General features: G+C 57.2%; 21 protein-coding genes. 9 read left to right on the top strand and 12 right to left on the bottom strand.

Going from position 1 to position 25,057, the window contains the following annotated elements; translation table 11 throughout:
* Positions 1–5: 5 nt before the first annotated feature.
* The 4 genes from ACR0B3_RS13695 (at position 6) to ACR0B3_RS13680 (ending at position 3,028) form a co-directional block, all read left to right on the top strand.
* Positions 6–650, top strand: coding sequence for a phosphoribosylanthranilate isomerase (locus ACR0B3_RS13695; RefSeq protein ID WP_480809565.1), 645 nt, complete (start codon positions 6–8; stop codon positions 648–650).
* 44 nt (positions 651–694) lie between these two features.
* Positions 695–1,030 (top strand): hypothetical protein, encoded by a 336-nt coding sequence (locus tag ACR0B3_RS13690; RefSeq protein WP_170760628.1) that lies wholly within the window; start codon positions 695–697, stop codon positions 1,028–1,030.
* Between the two features lie 67 nt (positions 1,031–1,097).
* Positions 1,098–2,345 carry a tryptophan synthase subunit beta gene (trpB, locus tag ACR0B3_RS13685; RefSeq protein WP_480809564.1) on the top strand — a complete coding sequence of 416 codons (1,248 nt, stop codon included), beginning with the start codon at positions 1,098–1,100 and terminating at the stop codon, positions 2,343–2,345.
* 50 nt (positions 2,346–2,395) lie between these two features.
* Complete coding sequence (locus ACR0B3_RS13680) at positions 2,396–3,028, top strand: class I SAM-dependent methyltransferase (RefSeq protein WP_480809563.1); 633 nt, start codon at positions 2,396–2,398, stop codon at positions 3,026–3,028.
* On the opposite strand, the gene ACR0B3_RS13675 is transcribed toward ACR0B3_RS13680, so the two are convergent.
* From ACR0B3_RS13675 to ACR0B3_RS13645, 7 genes are all read right to left on the bottom strand, one after another.
* Complete coding sequence (locus tag ACR0B3_RS13675; RefSeq protein ID WP_480809562.1) at positions 3,025–3,405, bottom strand: DUF2237 family protein; 381 nt, start codon at positions 3,403–3,405, stop codon at positions 3,025–3,027. The two genes, ACR0B3_RS13680 and ACR0B3_RS13675, sit on opposite strands and share 4 nt — an antisense overlap.
* Before the next feature lie 9 nt (positions 3,406–3,414).
* Positions 3,415–4,578, bottom strand: coding sequence for a serine hydrolase domain-containing protein (locus ACR0B3_RS13670; RefSeq protein ID WP_480809561.1), 1,164 nt, complete (start codon positions 4,576–4,578; stop codon positions 3,415–3,417).
* 72 nt (positions 4,579–4,650) lie between these two features.
* Positions 4,651–5,328 carry an aminoacyl-tRNA hydrolase gene (pth, locus tag ACR0B3_RS13665; RefSeq protein ID WP_480809560.1) on the bottom strand — a complete coding sequence of 226 codons (678 nt, stop codon included), beginning with the start codon at positions 5,326–5,328 and terminating at the stop codon, positions 4,651–4,653.
* A 130-nt stretch (positions 5,329–5,458) separates the two neighbouring features.
* The gene (locus tag ACR0B3_RS13660) at positions 5,459–6,112 is read right to left on the bottom strand and encodes a 50S ribosomal protein L25/general stress protein Ctc (protein ID WP_480809559.1); all 654 of its coding nucleotides are present in this window, start codon (positions 6,110–6,112) and stop codon (positions 5,459–5,461) included.
* Between the two features lie 254 nt (positions 6,113–6,366).
* Positions 6,367–7,533: an alpha-hydroxy acid oxidase gene (locus ACR0B3_RS13655; RefSeq protein WP_480809558.1), complete on the bottom strand. Its 1,167-nt coding sequence runs from the start codon at positions 7,531–7,533 to the stop codon at positions 6,367–6,369.
* A 161-nt stretch (positions 7,534–7,694) separates the two neighbouring features.
* Positions 7,695–8,486 (bottom strand): tryptophan synthase subunit alpha, encoded by a 792-nt coding sequence (gene trpA, locus ACR0B3_RS13650; protein WP_170686049.1) that lies wholly within the window; start codon positions 8,484–8,486, stop codon positions 7,695–7,697.
* A gap of 79 nt (positions 8,487–8,565) precedes the next feature.
* Entirely contained in the window at positions 8,566–9,051 is a 486-nt protein-coding gene (locus tag ACR0B3_RS13645) for an acyloxyacyl hydrolase (RefSeq protein WP_480809557.1), read from the bottom strand.
* A 200-nt stretch (positions 9,052–9,251) separates the two neighbouring features.
* Between ACR0B3_RS13645 and ychF the strand changes: the two genes are divergently transcribed.
* Positions 9,252–10,349 carry a redox-regulated ATPase YchF gene (gene ychF / locus ACR0B3_RS13640; RefSeq protein ID WP_480809556.1) on the top strand — a complete coding sequence of 366 codons (1,098 nt, stop codon included), beginning with the start codon at positions 9,252–9,254 and terminating at the stop codon, positions 10,347–10,349.
* 23 nt (positions 10,350–10,372) lie between these two features.
* Here ychF and ACR0B3_RS13635 read toward each other — a convergent pair whose 3' ends face one another.
* A complete protein-coding gene (locus ACR0B3_RS13635) occupies positions 10,373–10,741 on the bottom strand; it encodes a YybH family protein (protein WP_480809555.1) in 369 nt (122 codons plus the stop codon).
* 144 nt (positions 10,742–10,885) lie between these two features.
* Here ACR0B3_RS13635 and ACR0B3_RS13630 point away from each other — a divergent pair, with 144 nt between their 5' ends.
* The 3 genes from ACR0B3_RS13630 (at position 10,886) to fdhF (ending at position 16,357) form a co-directional block, all read left to right on the top strand.
* The gene (locus tag ACR0B3_RS13630; RefSeq protein ID WP_480809554.1) at positions 10,886–11,767 is read left to right on the top strand and encodes a LysR family transcriptional regulator; all 882 of its coding nucleotides are present in this window, start codon (positions 10,886–10,888) and stop codon (positions 11,765–11,767) included.
* A gap of 85 nt (positions 11,768–11,852) precedes the next feature.
* On the top strand, positions 11,853–13,556 hold the full coding sequence (locus ACR0B3_RS13625) for an NAD(P)H-dependent oxidoreductase subunit E (protein ID WP_480809553.1): 1,704 nt from the start codon (positions 11,853–11,855) through the stop codon (positions 13,554–13,556).
* A gap of 14 nt (positions 13,557–13,570) precedes the next feature.
* Positions 13,571–16,357 (top strand): formate dehydrogenase subunit alpha, encoded by a 2,787-nt coding sequence (fdhF, locus tag ACR0B3_RS13620; protein ID WP_480809552.1) that lies wholly within the window; start codon positions 13,571–13,573, stop codon positions 16,355–16,357.
* A 63-nt stretch (positions 16,358–16,420) separates the two neighbouring features.
* Here fdhF and ACR0B3_RS13615 read toward each other — a convergent pair whose 3' ends face one another.
* From ACR0B3_RS13615 to ACR0B3_RS13605, 3 genes are all read right to left on the bottom strand, one after another.
* Positions 16,421–20,503, bottom strand: a complete 4,083-nt coding sequence (locus ACR0B3_RS13615; protein WP_480809551.1) for a translocation/assembly module TamB domain-containing protein — start codon at positions 20,501–20,503, stop codon at positions 16,421–16,423.
* The gene (locus ACR0B3_RS13610; RefSeq protein WP_480809550.1) at positions 20,503–22,308 is read right to left on the bottom strand and encodes an autotransporter assembly complex protein TamA; all 1,806 of its coding nucleotides are present in this window, start codon (positions 22,306–22,308) and stop codon (positions 20,503–20,505) included. The genes ACR0B3_RS13615 and ACR0B3_RS13610 overlap by 1 nt, the downstream gene beginning before the upstream one ends.
* A gap of 151 nt (positions 22,309–22,459) precedes the next feature.
* Positions 22,460–23,683, bottom strand: a complete 1,224-nt coding sequence (locus ACR0B3_RS13605; protein ID WP_480809549.1) for a urate hydroxylase PuuD — start codon at positions 23,681–23,683, stop codon at positions 22,460–22,462.
* A gap of 96 nt (positions 23,684–23,779) precedes the next feature.
* Here ACR0B3_RS13605 and ACR0B3_RS13600 point away from each other — a divergent pair, with 96 nt between their 5' ends.
* Positions 23,780–24,694 carry a LysR family transcriptional regulator gene (locus tag ACR0B3_RS13600; RefSeq protein ID WP_480809548.1) on the top strand — a complete coding sequence of 305 codons (915 nt, stop codon included), beginning with the start codon at positions 23,780–23,782 and terminating at the stop codon, positions 24,692–24,694.
* Positions 24,695–24,696: 2 nt separating this feature from the next.
* On the opposite strand, the gene uraH is transcribed toward ACR0B3_RS13600, so the two are convergent.
* Positions 24,697–25,053 carry a hydroxyisourate hydrolase gene (uraH, locus tag ACR0B3_RS13595; RefSeq protein ID WP_480809547.1) on the bottom strand — a complete coding sequence of 119 codons (357 nt, stop codon included), beginning with the start codon at positions 25,051–25,053 and terminating at the stop codon, positions 24,697–24,699.
* Positions 25,054–25,057 lie beyond the last annotated feature (4 nt).

The raw sequence follows: 25,057 nt of genomic DNA, 5'->3' as shown, positions 1-25,057 counted from the left end.
CGAGGATGCCCTCTGATATTCGTGTCAAAATCTGCGGCCTCACCGCCCCCGATCAAGTGCGCGTCGCTGCCGAGGCTGGAGCGGGCTATTTGGGTTTCAACTTTTTCCCGAAATCTCCGCGTTATGTGGCGCCTACCGATGTTGCGGCATTGACCTCCGCCGTTCCCGCGGGAGTGGCGAGCGTGGCGCTGGTGGTGAATGCATCTGACGAACTTTTGGACAGCATCACGCAAGCCGCGCCGTTCGATATGCTTCAGCTGCACGGCGATGAGAGCGTCGAGCGCGTCATGGGGGTCAAGCAGCGCTATGGGTTGCCGGTGATGAAAGTCATTGGTGTCGCTGATGCTGATGATCTGATCAAAATCGACGAATATAGCGATGTCGCCGATCAGCTCCTCATCGATGCCAAGCCGCCAAAAGATGCTGTTTTGCCGGGTGGCAATGGCTTGGCGTTTGATTGGCGATTGCTGGCAGGACGCAAATACTGGCGCAAACCCTGGATGTTGGCTGGGGGATTGAACCCGGAAAATGTTGCCGAGGCGATCCGAATGACCGGCGCGCAACAGGTCGATGTAGCATCTGGTGTTGAAAGCGCCCCCGGCGTTAAGGATGCGGCCCTGATCCGTGCGTTTATTGACGCCGCCAATTGATCTGACCTGAATGTGCCTGCGTATCCTCCACAGAGGGGAAGTATATGCTTGCTGTTATCGGCGGAGTTTCACTCAGACGATGGTATCACGGGCCAGAGTTCTTTTGGCGCGCGCATCAATCTTTGCGACAAGCGCGCGGCGACTCGCTGTGCCTGCACGCCGAGGTGTTCATGCACGAAGGGTGCTATTTCTCTTACACCGTCTGGCACGACGTCGAAGCGATGCTGACATTCGCGCATTCCGGGCCCCATAGACGCGTGGTGCGGGCGTCGGCGCGACTGGCCGAGATCAGTGTATTCTGTCAATTTCCATGTATTGCCGTTCCCAGTCGGGATCAGGCGCTTCAGGTCTGGGAACAGCGCGCTCAGGCAGCAGAATAATACGTTTTGCGATGGCAAATCCCGCGCCTACCTCCTATGAACATCTGGTACGACGAGGGAGATACCCATGGCCAACGATCTTTTCAATTCCTTCATGTCCGGACCTGATGAGCAGGGCCGATTCGGCATCTTTGGCGGACGTTTTGTCAGCGAAACGCTGATGCCGCTGATCCTGTCGCTGGAAGAGGAATATGACAAGGCCAAGGATGATCCGACCTTCTGGGCCGAGATGGATGATCTATGGGCCAATTACGTTGGCCGCCCATCGCCTCTGTATTACGCGGAACGCCTGACCGAGCATCTGGGTGGGGCGAAAATTTACCTCAAACGGGATGAGCTGAACCACACCGGGGCTCACAAGATAAACAACGTGCTGGGCCAAATCATTCTGGCGCGCCGCATGGGCAAGACCCGGATCATCGCCGAGACTGGGGCAGGGCAGCACGGCGTGGCGACAGCAACTGTCTGTGCCAAGTTCGGCCTAAAATGCATCGTCTATATGGGTGCCCATGATGTTCAGCGTCAGGCCCCGAACGTGTTCCGCATGCGCCTGTTGGGGGCCGAAGTGATTCCTGTCACATCTGGCCGTGGTACTCTGAAAGACGCAATGAATGACGCGCTGCGCGATTGGGTGACCAATGTGCGCGATACGTTCTATTGCATCGGTACTGTTGCAGGGCCTCATCCCTATCCGGCGATGGTGCGCGATTTCCAATCGATCATTGGCAAAGAAGCCAAAGAGCAGATGCAGAAGGCCGAAGGGCGTCTGCCCGACACGATCATCGCCGCCATCGGTGGTGGTTCGAACGCCATGGGCCTGTTCTATCCGTTCCTCGACGACAAGGATGTGAACATCATCGGCGTCGAAGCGGGTGGCAAAGGCGTGAACGAAAAAATGGAGCATTGCGCCTCGCTGACCGGTGGTCGCCCTGGCGTGCTGCATGGGAACCGCACCTATCTGCTTCAGGATGATGACGGGCAGATTTTGGAAGGTTATTCGATCTCGGCCGGTCTGGACTATCCGGGCATCGGGCCTGAACATTCCTGGCTGCACGATATTGGCCGCGCCAACTATGTGTCGATCACCGACAAAGAGGCGCTTGAGGCGTTCCAGCTGTGCTGCGCCACCGAAGGCATCATCCCGGCACTAGAACCCTGTCACGCGCTGGCGCATGTCATGAAGATAGCGCCCGATCTACCCAAGGATCACCTGATCTGCATGAACATGTGTGGGCGCGGGGATAAGGATGTTCAAACAGTCGCACGGTACCTGAACTTCGATATGTCCGACACCGAGGGCCGGGCTGCGAACTAAACCACGCAATCAGGCTTTGCGCCTTTGAGGAACTGTGCCAATTTGCTGCCATGTGCAGCGCATCCTCAAAGGCCGATCCTGATCGGCTGGATCAGAAATACGATCGGGCCGCCCCCGGCTGGGCGGACAAGATGCGTTTGCTCGGGTATTTCGATGCCTATCTGGGGTTTTTGTCTTCAGATCCGCTTGTGGATTTGGGCCGCAATGCGCTGGATATCGGATGTGGGACGGGCGCGTTTGCCGAGGCACGCGCCGTCATCCGGCCAGAGGGACAAATCGCACTGCTTGAGCCATCGGCCCACATGCTAGATTTGGCGCAGTCCGCTTTGCAGAGGCGCGGATCCAACGCATCGCCGATCCAATCGCGTCTGGAAGAGTTTCAGCCGGAGGGCCGATTCGACTGCCTGCTGGCCGCTCATGTTCTGGAACACTGCGCCGATCCCGTAGCCGCGCTGGGCCAAATGCGCGAACTGGTTGAGCCGGGTTCGACACTTTGGCTGGTCGTAAGCAAACCGCATTGGTGTAATGCAATTATCTGGTTCCAGTGGCGGCACCGAACCTATCGGTCAGAAGCGGTGGCAGATATGTTGGCGCGTTCGGGGTGGGATTTGCAATCTGAACACAGCTTTCCGACCGGACCTCCTTCACGCACATCACGCGGTTACCGGGCCATCGCAATCTAGGACAAGTTGTCGTGCCGTTGCGCCTGCAAAACGCGCATCGGGACGATCTCAAGCGCTCGCTGGTGTGTAGCTTCCAGATGAACCAAAGGTGCGCAACCTTCATCATAGGCTTGCAGGAAGCGCGAGGCGCACAAGCACCAGCTATCGCTCGGCTTCAGGCCGGGAAAGTCAAACTCGGGGCGCGGTGTACTCAGGTCATTGCCAACATATTTGGAATAGGCCAGAAACTCGGCCGTCATAACGGCGCAGACGGTGTGGCTGCCTTGATCCTCGGGGCAGGTGTTGCACGCGCCATCGCGAAAGAACCCGGTCAGGGGATCGCGTGAACAGGGGGCGAGTACGCCACCTAAAACATTGATGCTGTCTTGCTTTTGCATGGCTGCACCCTACAGGCTTTGCGCGATCTTGCGGAATATTTCTATGTTCTGCGTGCTGACACCGGGATCGCGGAACTTCCGGTCAGCGCCTGTTGTTACGATCAAGACGCCACGGGGCTGATCGAAATAGATATACTGCCCATATACGCCGCGCGCCATGAACTCACCCTCATGGGCGCCAACGGGTATCCACCATTGATAGCCATAGCCAATCTTGCCCGGCTCTGTCGGTGCGCTGGGCCAGGTCGATGCGCTGATCCAGTCCGAAGGTACAATCTGTCGCCCGTCACGCGCGCCGTCCTGCAAAATCAGCTGCCCGAAACGTGCAAAATCCCGTGTTGTAAAGTTGAGGCCGCCCAAGACAAATGCAACACCCGCGCCGTCAGTGATGTAGTAGCCATCCCGCTCTAGCCCCAGCGGCTTGATCACTTTTTCGGTCAATAGATCCGCTACGCTGCGTCCTGTTGCACCTCGGATAACCATTCCAATCACATGGGTATCGATCGACACATATTGCCATGTCTCACCCGGTGCGACGAAGCTGTCTTGTAACGAGGCGGCAAAGTCATCCAATTCACCCCCCAGCGCCACGACCCGGCCCATGCGGTTGATGTCTGAATTATAATCCAAATAATCCTCGTCGAATGTTACGCCACTGGCCATATTCAGCACATTCCGGATCGAGGTGGTCTCATAAGCGCTACCTTTGAGTTCAGGCGCGTATTGCACAACTGGATCGTCCAGCGATGCAATAGCACCCTCCTCCATCAGAATGCCAAACAGAGCGGACAAATAACTTTTCGCAACAGACCAGGAAATCCGCCGATCATCCGGGCCGGTGCCAAGATAGTATTCCTCAAACCGGATATCGCCGTCCTGCATCACCAATAAAGAGGTTACTGCGCGATCCTCGATCCATTGGTCCGTTCCTTCGGGTAGGTCAAACTCGGACCCATAGGGCAGCTCCCACGTCGGGCCATAACCGCGCGGTAGGTTGACGGTTAAAAAGGCTTCATCCATGTGGGAAAAATTGTGAACAATCTTCTCTTCTGAAAACAAAGAGTTCACAGCCATCAGGCGTTGAATCTCTTCGCGCTTCCAAAACCCGACCACCAATGCTGCCAGGGCCAACGCCAATATAATCCGCAGCATCCACTTTAGCGCAGTTCTCATGCGACGCCTCCATCTATCCCGGACATTGGAACCCGGTCCGCCGAATTGCGCAATTGCTACGTTGCGGAATGATTATCTGAACTTATCCAACAGTTTCTGCATCGCCGAACGCTCATCAGGCGTAGATTCAGGCGCGGCTTTGGGCGCTGTTTCGGCTTTAGCAGGTTGTTTTGATGATCTGGGAGGGGCGGTGCGCAAGGCCACTGCGTTCATGAGTTTTCCGCCTTCATCATTGACCAGATAAGAGGCCCCGTCCGAGACGCCACGCAATACATCGTCCAGCCAATCCGCATCTGCCTTGGCAAAGTCACTCAGAACATAGGGTGAGACCATCTCTTTCCGGCCCGGATGACCGATACCCAGCCTCACGCGATCATAGGCTGGGCTGATATGGTCGTGGATCGAGCGCAACCCGTTGTGTCCCGCGTGGCCGCCACCTGCCTTTACGCGTACTTTGCCTGGGGCCAGATCCAGTTCATCATGAAAAACAGTCACATCGGTCGAGTCGAGCTTATAGAACCGCATCGCCTCGCCGACGGATTGGCCGGACCTGTTCATGAAAGTCTGAGGTTTCACCAACAGCACTTTTTCGCCGCCCAGACGGCCTTCGGCAATTTCTGCCTGAAACTTGGATTTCCACGGGCCAAATCCATGATCCTCGGCAATCCGATCCAATGCCATGAAACCGATATTGTGTCGATTGCGGGCGTATTTAGATCCTGGATTTCCCAAACCGACAAACAGTTTCATCGCATTGCCCTTTGCAGTCTCGCATCGCTCTCTCATTGCATGGTTTCAGGGATGGTTTCCAGCCCCGCACCCGCAAAAGAAAACGGGGCCCCGGATGGGGCCCCGTTTCGAATCCGGTACTGATCCGGATTTATTCTTCTTCTTCCTGGCCGATGACTTCAACTTCATCTGCAGCCACTTCTTCTTCACCCTCTTCGTCGTCGCTGGTCGACAGACCGGTGGGTGCCGAGACGTTGGCGATCACGAAGTCACGATCGATGGTCGGCTTGGTGCCGTCGGGCAGGCTGACCGACGAAATGGTGACAACATCGTTGATTTCCATTCCGGTCAGATCAACGGTGATCTTCTCAGGAATGTCGCCAGCAGTGCAGAGCAGCTCTACCTCAGGGCGAACAACAGTCAGAACGCCACCTTTCTTGATGCCGGGCGCAGCTTCTTCGTTGACGAATTCAACGGGGATGAATAGCGCGATCTTGGTGGTACGACGCAGACGCATCAGGTCCAGATGGGTCGGCAGGTCTTTGACAACATCACGCTGAACGTCGCGGCAGATGACGCGAACGTCGTCGTGGCCTTCAACCTTCAGGTTCCAAAGAGTCGACTTGAACCGACCTGCTTTCAGACGCTTGAACAGTTCGTTGAACGGGATCTGGATCGGCAGCGGCTCTTTGTCGCCACCAAATACAATGCCCGGAACCATGCCGTCGCGGCGTGCTTGACGAGCGGCGCCCTTGCCTGTCCCCGTCCGTTCCAGAGCTACGAGATCAGGAATCTCTCCAGCCATGATAATTCTCCAATGTTAGGGCGGGCATCCTCCAAGGCTGTATGCCCGCGTGAAGCCGCGTCCTTAGCTTGATTCAGTTGGTTTGGAAAGGGCTTTTTGCAGACCCTGAGAATTAGCGAGGCTCTGCCTCGCGCTCCGGGATATTTTGGGTCAGATGAAGAGCGGATCCCCTGCTTCATCTGGCCCCAAATATCCCGGGGGAGACGCCCAGCGGGCGGCGGGGGCAGCGCCCCCACTTTCCCAGCGACACGAGGTCAGGCCTGCCAGCGACCTCCAAAATCTTCGGGGATCAGCAAGTTGTGACGGCCCAGATCAGCCACGTTGCGTTCACCGCAGAGCGCCATTGTCGTATCAAGCTCTTTGTGGATGATTTCCAGAGCCGTAGTTACACCTTTCTGGCCCATCGCACCCAGCCCGTAGACAAAGGCGCGACCAATGAAGGTGCCCTTGGCCCCAAGCGCCAGCGCTTTCAGCACGTCCTGACCCGAGCGAATACCGCTGTCCAGATGTACTTCGACATCATTGCCAACCGCATCCATGATTTCAGGCAGGACGCGAATTGAACTGAGCGCGCCATCCAGCTGTCGCCCACCGTGGTTGGATACAACAATCGCATCCGCGCCCAGCTTGGCGGCCATCTTTGCGTCTTCGGCGTCCAGAATACCTTTGAGTATGACTTTGCCATCCCATTGCTCGATCAGTTTCCCGACCTTGCCCCAATCAAGGCTGGGGTCGAACTGCTCGGCGGTCCAGGTGCCCAGTGAGCGGGTATCGGTGATGCTATCGACATGGCCAACGATGTTTCCGAACTCGCGTCTTTTGGCCCCGAGCATCTCGATACCCCATGCCCATTTGGTCATGAGGTTGGCGATAGTTTTGGGTGTTAATCTCGGCGGAGCGGACAGGCCATTTTTGAGATCCTTGTGCCGTTGACCCAATATCTGCAGGTCAAGCGTGATGACAAGGGCCGAGCATTTCGCATCCTTCGCGCGCTGGATCAGCCGCCTGATGTAGTCGTCATCTTTCATGGTGTAGAGCTGGAACCAGAACGGAGCCGATGTGTTGTCTGCAACGTCTTCGATCGAATTAATCGACATGGTCGAGAGCGTAAACGGCACGCCAAAGGCTTCGGCTGCTTTGGCCGCTTTGATCTCGCCATCGGCATGTTGCATTCCCGTAAGGCCCACCGGGGCCAATGCGACCGGCATTGTTACGTCGTGCCCAATCATCTGCGACGCAGTCGAGCGCCCGGTCATGTCAACCGCAACCCTCTGCCGTAGGCGAATATCCTCAAAATCCGAGGTATTCTCGCGGAAGGTTTGTTCGGTCCAACTGCCGCTTTCGGCATAGTCGAAAAACATACGGGGAACGCGGCGTTCATAGATCCGTTTGAGGTCTTCGATATTCGTAATGACAGGCATAGATCAGGCTTTCAAGCGATTGGTTAACTTTCTTTACCAATTATCACATCGTACTGCAATGCCTGTCTGATGCGGTTGGATGCCGCGTCGCAAGAAGCAAAAAACCGCAGCAAGCTGAAAGCCCGCTGCGGTGGAATTTAGTCTGAAATCGCAGAAATGATTTAGACGGAGTGCGCGCCGTCAGCCAGAGATTTGACAAAGTCCAAAACCTCAGAAACCGGCTTTCCGGCCCCAATCTGACTGACAATCGCAGACCCAACAACTGCACCGTCGGACACGCTGGCGATGTTGCGAGACTTCTCTGGCGTGTTGATCCCGAACCCGACGATCACGGGTAGATCGGTTGCAGCTTTGATCCGTGCGACCTCGGGGCCGACATCGGTCGCCTGCGCTTCGGCGGCGCCGGTGATGCCGGTAATCGAGACATAATACACAAAGCCAGAGGTATTCTGCAGAACGCGAGGCAGGCGGTTGTCATCGGTGGTTGGGGTTGCCAAGCGGATAAAGTTCAAACCGGCTGCCTGCGCAGGCAGGCAGAGTTCCGCATCTTCTTCAGGTGGCAAATCCACTACGATCAAGCCATCAATTCCGGCGGATTTTGCATCGGCCAAAAAGGTCTCGACCCCTCGGCTGTAGATCGGGTTGTAATACCCCATCAGCACAATGGGTGTTGTTTCATCAGTTTCACGGAACGCGCGCGCCAGATCCAGCGTTCGCTGCAATGTCATGCCACCGTCCAGCGCCCTTTGACCGGCGGCCTGAATGGTAGGGCCATCTGCCATCGGGTCGGTAAAGGGCAGGCCCAGTTCGATCACATCGACGCCTGCGCCTGGCAAACCCTTTACGACCTCTAGCGAAGTGTCATAGTCGGGATCACCGGCCATCACATAAGCTACAAATGCCTTTTTGCCCTGGTCTCTCAGGGCGGCGAATTTGGCGTCGATACGGGTCATCGGAAGTCCTTGCACTCGGGTTTGGACCTGATGTGCAGAAACTTTCGCTGAAAATCAATCCCGCTTGGAAAGCTCGCGATCAGAACGAATAGTGATACCGCAGCAGCAAGGCATTCACGCCGGGATTATCTTCCTGAGTGCTGGCGTTGGATTTATGCGTAATCGCAACAGACAGTTTATTGCCGCTTTCCAGCGTATATCCCAGACCCAGCAGGCTTCGAATCTGGAAGCTGCCGCCTAAATCGTTCCGTTCGTCAGATTCGTTGTAATATCCCGGCATGACGCTGCCTTCCACGAACCAGCGGTCTGCGAATGTATATAACCCGATCAGGCCTGCGCCGATATGCGTGTCTCCATCCGCATCAACCGACAACGCCGCGCCCCAGGTTGCGCTGAAACGGGTGGCCTCGTGAAAGGGCCGATGCTGATACTCAAGCGAAACAATTGCCTGATCTTCGGCTTCGGCATTTGAATAGTCTGCATAACCCGCGCCAAAAACAATCGATTGGGCCTGTGCTGACGTTGCGGCCGCCAGCGCAATGGCCAATATACCTAGGGATTTCATTGTACCTACTTTGTCCGTCGTTCTTTGATTTGATTTTATTGAGGAATGTAGATGCATGTTTTCAACGCAGGCAAGATCACAATGTGATCCCATTATTGTGATGTGGCAGAATGGACTCGAGCAAGCGAACAGGCACTTTGCCTTGCGCATTGGAGCGGACCTGCCTAGAAGCAGCGCTCGAATGGTATCAGGAGGCCGTCATGGGCTTTAAAATGGGAATCGTGGGTTTGCCGAATGTGGGCAAGTCGACCCTCTTCAATGCGCTGACCAAAACCGCAGCAGCTCAGGCGGCGAATTTCCCGTTTTGCACGATAGAACCCAATGTGGGTGACGTAGCCGTTCCTGATGACCGTCTTGATAAACTGGCCGCGATTGCGTCGTCCAAGCAAATCATTCCAACCCGAATGACGTTTGTGGACATCGCTGGTTTGGTGAAGGGTGCCTCAAAAGGTGAGGGGTTGGGCAACCAGTTTCTGGCCAACATCCGTGAGACAGACGCGATTGCACACGTACTGCGTTGTTTCGAAGATGGTGACGTGACCCATGTGGATGGCCGCGTTGATCCGGTCGCCGATGCTGATACGATTGAGACCGAGCTGATGCTGGCTGATCTGGAAAGCATTGAAAAGCGCCGCGCCAATCTGGTGCGCAAGCTTAAGGGCAACGATAAAGAAGCCCAGCAGCAGGACCGTCTGTTGGCCGAAGCGCAGGAAATGCTGGAAAACGGTAAACCCGCGCGTTTGGTCGAAGTTTCTGACGAAGACGCTAAGGCGTGGAAGATGTTGCAATTGCTGACCACCAAGCCGGTTCTTTACGTCTGCAACGTGTCCGAGGAAGAAGCCGCCGAAGGTAACGCGTATTCCGCGAAAGTGGCCGAGATGGCTGCAGCTCAGGGCAATGCCCACGTCATCATTAGCGCTAAGATCGAAGAAGAGATCAGCCTGCTGGAAGAGGACGAAGCCCAGATGTTCCTTGAGGAGATGGGTTTGGAAGAACCCGGCCTCGACCGCCTGATCCGGGCTGGTTACGATCTGCTGAAACTGGAAACCTATTTCACCGTCGGCCCAAAGGAAGCCCGCGCTTGGACCATCCGCACCGGCACCGCAGCGCCACAGGCTGCTGGTGTGATCCATGGCGACTTCGAAAAAGGCTTCATCCGCGCCGAGACCATTGCCTATGACGACTATATCTCTGCCAACGGCGAACAGGGTGCGAAAGAGTCGGGCAAGATGCGGGCCGAAGGCAAGGGCTACATCGTCAAGGATGGCGATGTGATGCATTTCCTGTTCAACACGTAAATATATCTGGTTATCGCAGGTTTTCAGAGTGCTTCGTTCAAGCTGCACTGGGTGATCAGCCATCTTCCGTCGGCCTGCTTATATAGTACATTCAATGAAGTACCCTGGCCGTTCGTTCCTTCACTGTAACGTGCAAGGCACCAACCGACATTGTCGTTGATATCAGCATGCATGACTTCGATAACTTTGTCTTCCCCGCCTTCCTGAACCCAATCTGAATGGATATTTGCTATGGCGCTCCGTCCGATCGCTGCAGGACCGTATGGCGAGTATAGCTCTGCGTTTTCTGTAAAGTACGAAGCGCATCCCGCGGCGTCTTTTGATCGATACCTATCGACGTAACCGTTATACAATTGCTGAAAAATATCCTTTGCCACCATCGTGCGCTCCATTCGTTCGTACGCTCTATCCATTAGAGGCAAGTCGAGCACGCGAGACAAGAACTCTGAGTTACCAGCTAGTAGGCGGAGACTGCGCTGTTCCTCTGGAAAAAAGCGGTTAGAGTTACATTGGGCCAGAAGTTGGAAGTCTAAATCATGATCGAAATCCGTGACCTTCAACTTCTCAGCGCCCTGGCTCGGCATCGTCACTTTGCCAAGGCGGCGGAGGAATGCGGAATATCTCAGCCCGCCTTCTCAATGCGAATCCGTAACCTAGAGGACCGGCTGGGCGTCTCCATCGTCCGCCGTGCAAATCGGTTTCAGGGCCTGACCGAAGAGGGCGTGATGATCGTCCAGCGCGCGCGGCGTATCCTCGATGACACCAAGGCCCTTGAACAACAGGTGCTGGCCGCGAAGGGTGAGATCACGGGGACGCTGATCCTCGGCGTGATTCCGACGGCCATCGCATTTACGGGACGTCTGACCAAGCGGCTCCGCGATGCTCATCCCCGCATCGTGACCCGGATTGAGACCATGTCTGCGACCGCGATCCTGCACCGGCTGGACGAAGGCAGCCTGGATGCTGGCATCACTTATGGCGACAGCATCGGCACCGATCTGAGGCAGGTGCAACCGCTATACGAGGAAACCTATGTGCTGTTGGTGCCCTCGCACATGACTGATGAGACAGGCCCGATCCCTTGGGCGCACGTGGCTGAGTTTCCGCTTAGCCTGCTAGAGCCGCAGATGCAGAACCGACGAATTCTAGACCGGATATTCGCCGAGCAAGGTTTGCACCCGGATGTGGTCGCTGAAACCAGCGGCTTTACCGCCTCGATGGTTATGGCACGCGAGGGGCTGGCCGCAACGGTGATCCCGCGTGTGCTTGTACGGGCGCTGGGTGATTTAAAAGGCACCAAAGTGTTGCCGCTGGTCGACCCTGTGGTCAGCAAGCCAATTTGTCTGGCGACCCTGATGCGCGACCCGGAATTGCCTACTGTCGGCGCATTGCGTGACGTGGTGACGTCTTTACGTTGATAATCTGTCGTTATCGTGCGATTGAAATATGCGATTTGACGATATGCTAGTCTGATGAGACACGGGGCCTTAATCGGAGGGCATCATGGCACCATTAGATACCAAGCCATCGGGCGCACCCAAGGGCGTCTGGAAGTCAGGTAAAGGCAAGGGGCGGCACACGCCCAAAGGCCGTCAATTCACGGATGAAGCGCAGGCGGAAATCGCGCGCTTGCTGGGCGATCGCCCGCGCCGCCGCGACCTTTTGATTGAGTTCCTGCATTTGATTCAGGATGAACACGGCCATATCAGCGCCGATCATATCGCCGCCCTGGCGGTCGAGATGCGGATTGGGCAGGCTGAGATCTACGAAACGGCGACATTCTACGCCCATTTCGATGTGGTGAAAGAAGACGAAACACCTCCGCCCGCGTTGACCATCCGAGTCTGTGATTCTCTGTCTTGCGAAATGGCCGGTGCCCAGCAGCTGCAAAAGGCGTTGGAGGACGGGCTGGACCCTGCCGAGGTTCGTGTTGTCCGTGCACCTTGCATGGGTCGCTGCGACGCCGCTCCGGTGCTTGAGATTGGTCATAACCATATCGACCATGCCACCCCTGAAAAGGTGCAGGCCGCGATTGCTGCGGGCGACACCCATGCACATCTGCCCGGCTATGAAACCTTCGCAACTTATGAGGCGAGTGGCGGCTATACCAAGCTGAAAGAGCTGCGCGAGGGCGGGGATTGGGAAAAGGTTCAGGAAGACGTCCTGTCTTCGGGCCTGCGCGGCTTGGGTGGCGCAGGTTTCCCATCCGGCAAGAAATGGGGCTTTGTTCGTATGAACGAAGGCCCGCGTTATCTGGCGGTGAACGGTGATGAGGGCGAGCCCGGTACGTTCAAAGACCGTTACTATCTGGAGCGCACGCCGCATGTTTTCCTTGAGGGCATGTTGATCGCAGCTTGGGCGGTCGAGGCTGAGACCTGCTTTATCTACATGCGCGACGAATACCCGGCGGTGCTGGAAATTCTGCGCCGTGAGATTACCGCGCTGGAACAGGCCGGGATCGTTGAACCTGGATATATCGACCTGCGCCGGGGTGCCGGTGCCTATATCTGCGGTGAAGAATCCGCGATGATCGAGTCGATCGAGGGCAAGAAGGGCCTGCCGCGTCACCGTCCTCCGTTTGTGGCGCAGGTTGGGGTCTTTAACCGCCCGACTTTGGTGCACAATGTCGAGACGCTGTATTGGGTCACCAAAGTGTGCCGTGAGGGGCCGGAATGCCTCAACAGCACAGAAAAGAATGGCCGTAAGGGTCTGCGCAGCTATTCGGTTTCGGGCCGCGTGGCCAAGCCGGGTGTTTACCTGTTGCCTGCTGGTTCAACCATTCTGGATGTGATTGAAGCGGCCGGAGGGATGGTCGAAGGCCAGACCTTTAAGGCGTATCAGCCGGGCGGCCCGTCCTCGGGTCTGCTGCCCGCGTCGATGGATGACATCCCGCTGGATTTCGACACGTTGCAACCGCATGGCACGTTCATTGGCTCGGCTGCCGTCGTGGTCCTGTCCGATCAGGACACCGCGCGTGATGCGGCGCTGAACATGCTGCGGTTTTTCGAGGATGAAAGCTGTGGCCAGTGCACGCCCTGCCGTGCTGGCTGCGAGAAGGCGGTTAAGCTGATGCAAGCCGATAAGTGGGACACCGATCTGCTGGAAGATCTGTGCCAGGTCATGGGCGACGCCTCGATCTGTGGTCTGGGGCAGGCTGCTCCGAATCCGATCCGCCTTGTCATGAAACATTTCGCTGACGAAATCTGAAGGGAGACAGAGCCATGCTAGATGCAAGCCCAACCAAGACCGTCACCTTCAACCTGAACGGCGAAGATGTCACCGTGCCCGAAGGCTGGACCATCTGGGAAGCCGCCAAAGGGCAGGAATTCACCATCCCGCACCTGTGTCACAAGCCGCAACCGGGCTATAAACCCGACGGCAACTGCCGCGCCTGTATGGTCGAGGTGGAGGGCGAGCGCACTCTGGTCGCCTCGTGCATCCGCCCTGCCGCTGAAGGTATGGTGGTGAAAACGGACTCGGAACGCGCCGAGAAGTCGCGCGCAATGGTCATGGAACTGCTGGTGGCCGATCAGCCCGACGAGGCGCACGATAAATCCAGCCATTTCTGGGATATGGCCAAACTGAACGACGTCAGTGACAGCCGTTTCCCGGCGAAAGAGGCAGAGAAAATCCCTCTGCTGGATGACAGCCATGTTGCGATGCGCGTCAATCTGGACGCCTGCATCAACTGCAACCTCTGCGTTCGCGCCTGCCGTGACGTGCAGGTGAACGACGTGATTGGCATGGCCGGACGCGGTCATACTGCGCAGGTGGTGTTCGACCAGAATGACCCGATGGGGGTGTCGACCTGCGTGGCCTGTGGTGAATGCGTTCAGGCCTGTCCGACGGGGGCTTTGATGCCCGCAACCGTGCTGGACGACCAGCAGCAAGGCGACAGCAAGGACTACGATTCCGAGACCGAAAGCGTCTGCCCGTTCTGCGGCGTTGGCTGCAAGGTTTCGCTAAAGGTCAAGGACGGCAAGGTTAAGTATGTCGAGGGCATCAACGGCCCCGCCAACGAAGGCCGCCTGTGCGTCAAAGGCCGCTTTGGTTTCGACTATATCCACCACCCCCATCGCCTGACCAAGCCGCTAATCCGGCGCGAGGATGCGCCTTCGAAGGGCCTGAATGTTGATCCCAGCGATCTGTCGACTCACTTCCGCGAAGCGACCTGGGAAGAGGCGATGGATCTGGCCGCCACCAAGCTGATGGCTTTGCGTGACGAGGACCCGCGCAGCGTTGCAGGCTTTGGCTCGGCCAAATGCACCAACGAAGAGGCCTATCTGTTCCAGAAGTTCATTCGTCAGGGCTTCCGTCACAACAACGTCGACCACTGCACTCGCCTGTGCCATGCGTCGTCCGTGGCCGCACTGATCGAGAACGTCGGCTCCGGCGCCGTGACCGCGACCTTCAACGAGATCGAAAACGCGGATGTGGCGATTATCATCGGGGCCAACCCGATCGAGAACCACCCCGTTGCAGCGACCTACTTCAAGCAGTTTACCAAACGTGGTGGCAAGCTGATCGTGATGGACCCGCGCGGCGTTGGGATGCGCAAGTTCGCTGATGAGATGCTGCAATTCCGTCCCGGTGCGGATGTCTCGATGCTCAACGCGATCATGAATGTGATCGTCGAAGAAGAGCTTTATGACAGCCAGTACATCCACCGCTGGACCGAGAACTGGGAAGCCGAGAAAGAGCATCTGCGTCAGTTCACGCCCGAAGCGATGTCGCCGATCTGCGGTATTGAACCGGATCAGCTGCGCCGCGTGGCGCGCACCTTTGCGCAAGCCAAGGCCGGTCTGATCTTCTGGGGTATGGGCGTCAGCCAGCACATCCACGGAACCGATAATTCTCGCTGTCTGATCTCCCTGGCCTTGATGACCGGTAACGTGGGCAAGCCGGGCGCGGGTCTGCACCCGCTGCGCGGCCAGAACAACGTGCAAGGGGCCTCGGACGCGGGTCTGATCCCGATGTTCCTGCCGGATTACCAGTCGGTCACCGACGATGGCATCCGGGCCAAGTTCAACAATGTCTGGAATGATGAACGCGACTTCTCGAACGAGAAGGGCCTGACGGTAACCGAGATCATCGATCAGGCCTATGCGGGCAACATCAAGGGCATGTACATTCAGGGTGAAAACCCGGCCATGTCTGACCCGGATGTCGGCCACGCACGTGATGCCTTGGCCAAGTTGGAACTGATGATCGTGCAGGATATCTTCCTGACCGAAACGGCGAACTATGCCGACATCATCCTGCCAGCCTCGGCGCTCTATGAGAAGAACGGCACCGTGTCGAACACCAACCGTCAGGTGCAGCGTGTGCGCCCTGCTGTGACGCCTCCGGGTGAGGCGCGCGAGGATTGGAAGATCACCGTCGAGCTTGCGCAGCGGATCGGGCTGAACTGGGACTACACGGATGTGTCCCAGGTCTTTGCCGAGATGAAGCTGACGATGGCCTCGCTCGACAATATCACTTGGGAACGGCTTGAGACCGAGACAATCACCTATCCGTCGCTGTCCGAGACTGATCCGGGCCAAGCGATCGTGTTTGGTGATGGCTTCCCGCGTGCGGATGGTCGAGCGCGCTTTACGCCTGCCAGTGTCATTCCGCCCGACGAGGCGCCGGATGACGAATATCCGATGATCGCCACCACGGGTCGTCAGCTTGAGCACTGGCATACGGGTTCGATGACCCGCCGTGCGACTGTTCTGGATGCTGTGGAACCGGAAGCGAATTGCTCGATGAACCCGCGAACGCTCAAGCTGATGGGTATCGAGCCGGGTGAGACTATCCGCCTGACCACCCGCCGTGGGTCCATCGAGATCATGGTCCGCGCTGACCGGGCGATTGCTGAAGACATGGTGTTCATCCCGTTTGCGTACGTCGAGGCGGCAGCGAATATCCTGACCAACTCGGCCATTGACCCATACGGCAAGATCCCTGAGTTCAAGTTCTCGGCCATTCGTGTCGACAAGATCGAAGATGCGATCGCAGCGGAATAAACTGCGATTGAACTGAAACAAAGGGCGGTCCTTAAGGGCCGCCCTTTTTAATGCTCGATGCAATCAGTAGTCACGCTCGAAAAAGATACCAAGACCCGTTTCACCGCGCCCGTCTACCGTGCCTCGCACCGTGAAGCTGTCGGTGACGTCCAGGTTCAGGTTCACCTCGGTATCGCCTTCGGTGTTCACGGTGAAATCGGTGTAGAGATTGTCACTCAGATAGGCGCCGGCGCCCAGGCTGCCTCCGCCGCCCTCTGTCGCCCCAAGATCAACTGTATCAAGGCCGGTGGCGTCACGCAGGCCCTTCGTTGCGTCTCCACCTGCGCCGCTGAGTTGGGCCAACGAGGCCGCCATCTGCGCGATGACAAATGGTGACAGCTCTGAGAAGCGATTGCCGAACAAAAGCATGGCCAGCGCTTCCTCGGTCGGACGCTCGGGGTCCGAGAACACGTCGACCTCGGGCGAATCCAGCGGTCCGGCGATTTCGATCGTCGCAGTCCCATCCGAGGTGCTGGTTGTGGATTCGAATTCAATATACGGGGTGAGGTCGCCTTGTAGTGTTACCAAGCCTTTAGTCAGCGCCAAGCGGCGGCCAAGGATATCGATGTTGCCGCGGATGAGCTCAATCTGACCTGATGGGACAACAGAGGTTGTGGTTCCGCCTATCTGTATGCGACCGCCCAATTCGGCGTTCACACCGCGCCCTCGAACAAAGACCGCCTTGGGCGCAAGCAATCCGATGTCGAGCGACATGCGCGAATTGCTTTTGGCTGCATCTTCGGATTCCACCAAATTTGCACGTTCCCGGGTCACGAAACCTGCGCGGCTTTCGTTCAAGTGTTCAATTGTTGGAATAGGCGCCGCACCAACTGCGCCTGCAGCGGCGGCGAGATTGATGTTGGTTTCGCCAAAATTGATCTGCCCTGCCAGCGAACTGTTTCCTGCCAGTGCTCCGGTTAAGGCGATCTGGCCGTTCAATGTGGTTTCGTAAAGCAGCTTGTCAGTCAGCACGAGATTGTTGATCGCCGTTGTGATCTGGGCGTTGAAAGGCGGTGTCAGGTCAATAGGGCCGTTGACGGTGAACCCTCCGCCCGCACGTACCCCACCTTGCAGTGCAATCGTGGCGCGGCTTTGCGCGATGTTAACAGAACCCCCGATGCCAGTGATCGTCTGTCCCACATCGGGCAAGGCCATCGACGCACCGGAAGTCGAAACCGTTCCACTGAGCGCATCCAATGCGGGCGCCCCTTTCAGAGCCAGATCAAACCGGGCCGTACCGGCCAGACTGTTGGGTGAGATGAAGGCGTTGGCGATGCCGATGTTGACACCGCCCTGCATCTTCAGGTCTGCTTCGCCGCTAGTTTCGTCATAGGTTCCGGCAACCGTCGTGTTGATTTCAGCAGGGCCGTCAGCCTTCGCATCGATTGTCCATTTTCCGTCGTCGCGGCGCGCGGTGCCGTTGGCCGAAACGGTGCCTGGGAAATCAGGAACAAAACGTTCAAGCTTGTTTAGCCGGGCTTCAAAGTCGAGATCGGCGGTGCCGCTGGTCTCAACCGTTCCAGAGAGATTGGCGTATGAGCTATCAGGTCCCTGCAGGCGCGCGTTGCCCTCTAACCCGGAGCCGGTCGGCGCAACGTTGCCTTCGAGTTTCAGCGGACCCGATAGTGTTGGAGAAATGCGACCAACATTATCCAGCATGGCTGAGAAATCGAGGCCACCCGCTTCGCGGTCCAACCGACCTGATGCATCCGCAGTTAAGGCGGTGCCATTCAGGCTGAATGTACGGATGTTTAGGCCCTGATCATCATTGGCCGCATCCACGTTCAACGTGGTTCTACCCTGAACCAATTCATCGACAAGGTTGGTGCCTGTCCCAAGGTCATCCGCGATGACGGTGCCTTTGACGTCAAAAGTCTTGCTGCCTTGCGCCGCGCGTCCAGTGACATCCGCGTTGATCGATCCCGCAAGATCACGCCCGGCGAGGCCCGAGAACAAAGACAGGTCTGGTGCATTCACCTTGGCACTGCCATCTACCGCGATATCGCCCGTAGGGTCCTCAATGGTCGCGCCGACCTCGGCAGTCAAAGCGGCGCTTTTGACCGTGGCGGTTCGAATAACGACCCGATTGTCCGCATGTGCGCCGTCGAAATTAATCGAAGTTCGGCCTTTCAGCAGCGGATCGAACTCGCTCATCCCGGTTTGGATGTTTGTTCCAATCACACTGGCCTGACCGTCGAACTCGAGCGTCTGCACTGTTCCTTTGCCATCCAGCCGTGCCTGAACAGCCCCTGCAAGGTCACGCTTGGCGAGGCCCGAGAACACGGTAAGATCGGGGGCGTTCACGCTGGCCTGACCGTCAATCGTCAAGTTGCCATCGGGGGTCGTAACCGTGCCGCTGGCTTGGGCAGCCAGTGCGTCACCGTCGATGGTGAATTCACGGATAGACACCCCGTCTGTGTCGCGTTTGGCATCCAGCACGATTTCGGTCTCGCCTTTGATCAACGGGTCGATATCGTCGCGACCGGTCACCAGATCGCGGCCATTCACCGTAACCTTACCGTCAAAGCTGCGTTCCAGCGGAGACCCTTTGCCTGTCACCCCGACCGAAGCTTGACCACCAAGCTGCAACTGAGCCAGTTCAGAAAAGCGCGACAGATCGGTTGCCTGCAGCAGTGCGGTCCCATCGACCTGCAGCCCGGAGGCAAGCCCGCTGATCAGCGCATCGGTATCAAGAGTATAGTCGCTACCAACCAATTCGAACCCGGACAATTTCAACGTCTGGTCGCTGCCATAATCGAATTGCCCATCAAGCGTGATTTGATCGCCAACGGCGGCATTCAGCGCCGGGTCGGTCAAATCGATACCATCCAGCACAGCCTGCAGATCACCATCGACTGATAATCCACCGGATTGGTCCAACGTGCCTTGCCCGTTGATCCTGGCGTGATCGAGGTTCAGGTTTGGGGTTTCTACATTGTTGGTCGTGAGGCTCAGGTCCCAGTGGTTGCCATTCTCGGTATTGTACAAGGCCGAAATCTGAGCCGCGCCGATGGACGTCTCACCTCCGCTGACCGGAAGAACAACCTTGTCACCGTCCGGAGGGGTGATACGGCCCTGCAGGGCGACCAGTTGCAAAACACCACCCGAGGCAAGACGGAGTTCGCTTTTAAGCTCCAGCGCTTCTGAAGAGATTTCGATTTCCGAAATATCCAGCGCGCCGTCGGAATGGGTACGCCCGTCTACGTATAGCCGCGTATCTGTGCCAAAGAATGTGTCCATCTCTTCAGCCAGAAACGGTGTAAGGTCGCCCCCGACATCAGCCGTAAAGGCAATGCCGTCGGATGCGGTGCCATTTTCGTCGGCGGTGCGCAGCCGGACCTGGCCAGATACACGAAGCTGTTGATCGCTGCTCAGCCCGATATCAGCATTGAAATCGGAGACCGGCCCCGAACCTTTTGCAGTCAGCTCCAGCGGCGGTGCGTCGGGGATAGAAAGCGCCGTTGCGATCAACCCGCCTGAGGCCTCGGCGACCGTCAGGTCCAGATCGATCTGGCGGCTGTCATTCTGAAACCCCGCTTTCAGATCAATCGCGTCCCCCGCGCGATCCAATCGGTCGATATCCAGCGTGGTATCCAGTGTTCCATCTGCAAGTGAGAGATTGCCGTTCACCGCAAGATCAGCAGCGACGCCAATCAGGGGTTCGCCCAGTGACAACTCTTTCACCTTAAGCTCACCGATTTCGATCGAGACCGGAAGTTCAGGCAGTTGAAAGGGTTGGGTCTCGGCTGAGGGTGGTGGAGTATCCTTGGTGGTCGTACCCGGCGCACGGGCAACATCAATTTCCTCTGCCGAAAGGGTGTTGACCGAGAAGCGTCCACGCAGTAGCGCCAGCCGGTTCCAATCCAGTTCGGCGTTCTTGATAGTCAGCCATACACCTTCGTCATCGGCGACTGTGATCTCCTGAATGGTCGCGCGAGAGCTTAGCGCGCCCTCCAGGCCAATCACCCGCACGTTCTGATCATCACCCGAGAGCGTGTCTTGCAGGAACCGTTCGATCATGCTGCCGCCCTCGTCCTGGGCGGTCGCCCCGACGGGGACGGTGATCAGTGCTGAGCTTAGCAACAGGGGATATACAACGCGACGCATCAAAAGGCCTGTCCGATCCCAAGATAGAATTGCAGCCCGTCGCCCGTGTCGCCCTGAACAGGCACGGCAAGGTCAAAACGCAGAGGGCCAAAGCCACCCAGATCATAGCGGATTCCAATGCCCGCGCCAGAATGCTCTTCCGCACCGCTGCCGATGAATGAGGACGTGTCGACCACGCCGTAGTCATAGAACCCGACCAATGAGATTGCGTCGGTGACTTTGCCGCGAACCTCTGCCGAGAGACCAAGGAAAGATTTGCCACCGGCAACACCGTCTCCGACCGGGATGCCGAGGCTTTCAAAAGGTTGGCCGCGAACGGTTCCGGCACCACCCGAGAAGAACAGGAAATCCGGAGTCACGCCATCAGCTGGTGGGCCAAGGACTGAACCCAGCTGCACCCGGCCCGCCAGAACCAGTCGACCGGCAGTGCCCAGATCATTGTAGATGCGTCCGTCAAAGAACATTCTCAAGCCGGTATCCGAACCAGAGAACCCGACAAACGGCATAACCTGCGAATCCAGATAATAGCCCCGCGTGGCGCTGACCTTGCTGTCGCGTTGGTCCCATTCTGACCGGAAGGGCAGGATGAAGTACCGGAACTTGCGCCCATTACCATAGGCGTCATCCGCATCCGACCATTGGAAACCGGCTGAGGCTTCGGCATAGAGCCGGTCCGAGAAGGTACGACGGGCACCGTACGCAAGCGAAGCGACCGAGACGTTGTAGTTCTCGGTATTGCGCCGCTCCAGCAAGGCGCTCCAGAAGGTATTGTCGTCGGGGCCAAGCCGGTCAGGCTGATCCAGACGCAGACCGATGCGCCCATCGATATCCTCGGCCCCGCCGATATTGCGGATTGCAGCCTCAAACCGCAGCCGTTCGGCGCGGCGGAATACGTTGCGATGGGTCCAAGTGGCGGTGAGGTCCACACCGTCGCGTGATGCAATTTCTGCGCCAAAGGTCAGGCGACGCGGTGGCAGGTCTTCGAAAGTGGCATCGAAATCCAGCGTACCGTCAGGGTTCGGCTCATCCTTCTCCCTCAGAGACACCGACGCGAATGTCCCGGTTCGGCGAAGACGCGTGCCAACCTTTTGCACCTGTTCCGGCGAATACACTTCGCCTGAGGGGAAACCTGCGATTTTTTCGATCGACCGATGGCGCACATTTGTATCGCCCTGAATGATCATCTTGCCGAACCGCAACCTCGGCCCCGGAGCGAGATCGATCGTCGCGTCCAACCTTGCCTGCGCATGGCGGGCGATCACTTTTTGATCGGCCACTTCCGCCTTTGCATGGCCGGTGTCGCGCCAGCCTTGCACCCCGGCCGAGGCTGCCTGTTGGATCGCCCCGGTGGTTGCGGTTTTGCCCGTTGCGAAGTCTTCGGGCAGTTCCGTACCTGTTGCTAGCGGTTGCACAATCGCCGTTCCGAATTTGAACTTTCGACCAGGTGTCACCAAGATCGTCGCCCGTTTGAATTGGGCCGGAACGTGCAGCGAGTCGATATCAGCGGCTTCTTGACCGTCCAGCTTGATACTGACGACGGGGCTGAAATAGCCTTCGTCATAAAGGATCTGAACGATAGTGCGGTAATCGGACAAGGCCGCCGACAGAATTTCCAGCGAGGTATCCAACCCACGAGATTCCGAAGTGAAAACAGATGAGGTCTCTTCCAGTCGGTCGACCAAATCTTCGGATGCGCCAGGGGCGGACAGGGTGGTTTCTAGCGCGATAGCAAGATTTGGGGATAGGGCCACAAGCGTACCAAAAAGCCAGCCCTTCAGAGCGCTGCGCGGTCTGCTCCCTGTCATTTCCTAGCTCCAACTGCCCCAAGTCGAAATCGCTATGACCGCAAAACCAAAGAATGCGGCTTGTTGAATTCATTTAGAGCATTTGGCGGCGCTTAGGGGAAGGACTAAACCAAACTTAGTTGCTTTATTATCCGGCCTGCATTCCAACTTTTTACAGATTGGCGTTCCGGAACCAACGGATGATCGTGTCCCGATCTTCGGGCTCCATGTAGGTCACATTCGCGGGCGGCATGGCATGAGTGACCCCGGATTGCAGGTAAATTTGCTGCGCGTTCTGCGCAATGTCGGCTTCGGTTTCCAACAAGACACCTTTGGGCGCCCACAGGATGCCCTCCCATACAGGTTCGCGCGCGTGGCACATGGAGCAGCGACCCAGAACTATGTCATGCGCTTCTTCAAAACCATCTGCGGATGCGAATTTCTGTTCGTATGGCGTTAGTTGCCGCGCCTCGGTCTCTTCCAACGGTTCGTTCATCGAAGCGGTCGACAGCCACATGATGGTCATGAACAGCAAAGCCGTTACCAGCCAGGTCCAGGTCGGGTTCCCGGCGCGCGCGTGGCGGGTGTTGAAATAGTGGCGGATCGTGACGCCCATCAGGAAGACCAGCGCTGCGATGATCCAGTTGTACTCGGTGGCAAAGGCCAGCGGGTAGTGGTTCGACAGCATCAGGAATACGACGGGCAAGGTCAGATAATTGTTGTGGGTCGAACGCAGCTTGGCAATCTTGCCGTATTTTGGATCAGGTGTGCGTCCGTTTTTTAGATCACCCACCACGATGCGTTGGTTTGGCATGATGATGAAAAACACGTTTGCCGTCATGATCGTGGCCGTGAAGGCCCCCAGATGCAGCATCATCGCCCGGCCAGTGAAAATCTGATTGTAGCCCCAGCCCATCGCCACCAGCAGCATGAACAGCAGAACCATAAGCAACGTCGGACGTTCGCCAAGACCTGATTTGCAGAGGAAATCATAGACCAGCCAGCCGACAGTCAGCGACGCGGCAGAGATCAGGATGCCCTGCCACAATGCCAGATCGGCCTTTTGGGCGTCGATCAGATATAGCTCTCCGCCCACCCAGTAGACGATCATCAAAAGCGCAGCACCGCTGAGCCATGTGGCATAGCTTTCCCATTTGAACCATGTCAGGTGGTCCGGCATGCGCTCTGGCGCGACCAGATATTTCTGTATGTGATAGAAGCCGCCGCCATGAACTTGCCATTCCTCACCGTCCGCAGGTCCGGGGATGTCGCGGTTCAGGCCAAGGTCCAGCGCGATGAAGTAGAAGGATGATCCGATCCAGGCGATTGCGGTGATGACATGCAGCCAGCGCACGCCAAAACCAATCCAATCCCAGAAAACGGCGAAGTCGTACATCGATGAGGTCTCCGATAAGTTGCCGCCACACTAGGCAAACGGGCTTTTCTTCGGTATTCCCGTATATTGTCAAACTGTATCAAAAAAAACGATAAGATGTCCTATCTCGACAACATTCGCACCTTTGTCCGGGTTTATGATTTGGGCAGCATGTCTGCCGCCGGGCGGGATATGCGTATCTCGCCCGCGGTGACTTCGGCACGGATTTCTCAGCTTGAGGATCATTTGGGCGTGCGCCTGTTTCAGCGGACCACCCGCAACCTGACACCGACCGAACAGGGCCGGGCATTCTACCCCGGAGCGGTCGCGGTTCTGGATGCAGTGGATGAGGCCGAGGCTCAGGTAACGCATCTGACCGAAGCCCCCCGAGGATCATTGTTTGTGGCCGCACCTTTGGGGGTGGGGCGCCGGTTGTTGGCACCTCATGTGCCTGATTTTCTGTCAGAATATCCTGAGATTGACGTTCGCCTCAGGCTGACGGACCGATCGGTTGATCTGACCACCGAGGGGCTGGATCTGGCCTTTTTCATCGGCCAGCCCGAGGACAGCACTCTGCGTATTCGAAAGATCGCAGACTGCCAGCGCGTATTGTGCGCAGCACCCGATTACGTGAAACAGCGGGGAATGCCGGAAACTGGTGCGGATCTGATTTCAGGTAAACATGAGTGCCTGAATCTGCGCTTTCCGGGCGCGACTGAATTTCAGTGGATGCTGGAAACGCCAGACGGTCCGAAACGGTTCGCGGTGTCGGGCCGCTATGAATGCGACGATGGGGATGTTCTGACCGATTGGGCTTTGTCAGGGCAGGGGATTGCCATGAAACCCACCTTTGAGGTGTCTGAGCATCTGAAGGCAGGGCGGTTGATCCCGGTGGCGGTGCAAACGCCTCCGGTACCGGTGCAAATGGCCTGCTTGTACACACATCGCCGTCACCAAGACCCTAAGGCGCGGTTGTTCATGGATTTCATGATTGGCCGGATCGGCAAGGTGGTACGCAGCACCGAAACCTGAGGTTAGCTGCCGCGATAGGTCGAATAGCCGTAAGGCGACAGTAGTAGCGGCACATGGTAGTGCGCTTCTGCATCAGACATGCCAAAACGGATTGGAACTTGATCCAGAAACAGTGGGTCATCCCCATCCTGTCCGGTTGCCCGTAGGTAATCCCCGGCAAAGAAGATCAGCTCGTAAGTCCCGGTCTTGAAATCCGCTTGCGGCAGGATCGGACCATTGGTGCGTCCATCCGCGTTGGTTTCCATCTCGACCAGTTTGCGGTGCGAATTTCCCGACACCGCATTAAGCGCGATTTTCAGACCTTCGGCGGGGCAGCCGCGTGCGGTGTCCAGAACATGGGTCGTCAGATAGCCAGCCAAAGGT

The sequence above is a fragment of the Ruegeria sp. CE9 genome (assembly GCF_056537425.1).
This window is presented reverse-complemented; position numbering and strand designations above follow the sequence as displayed.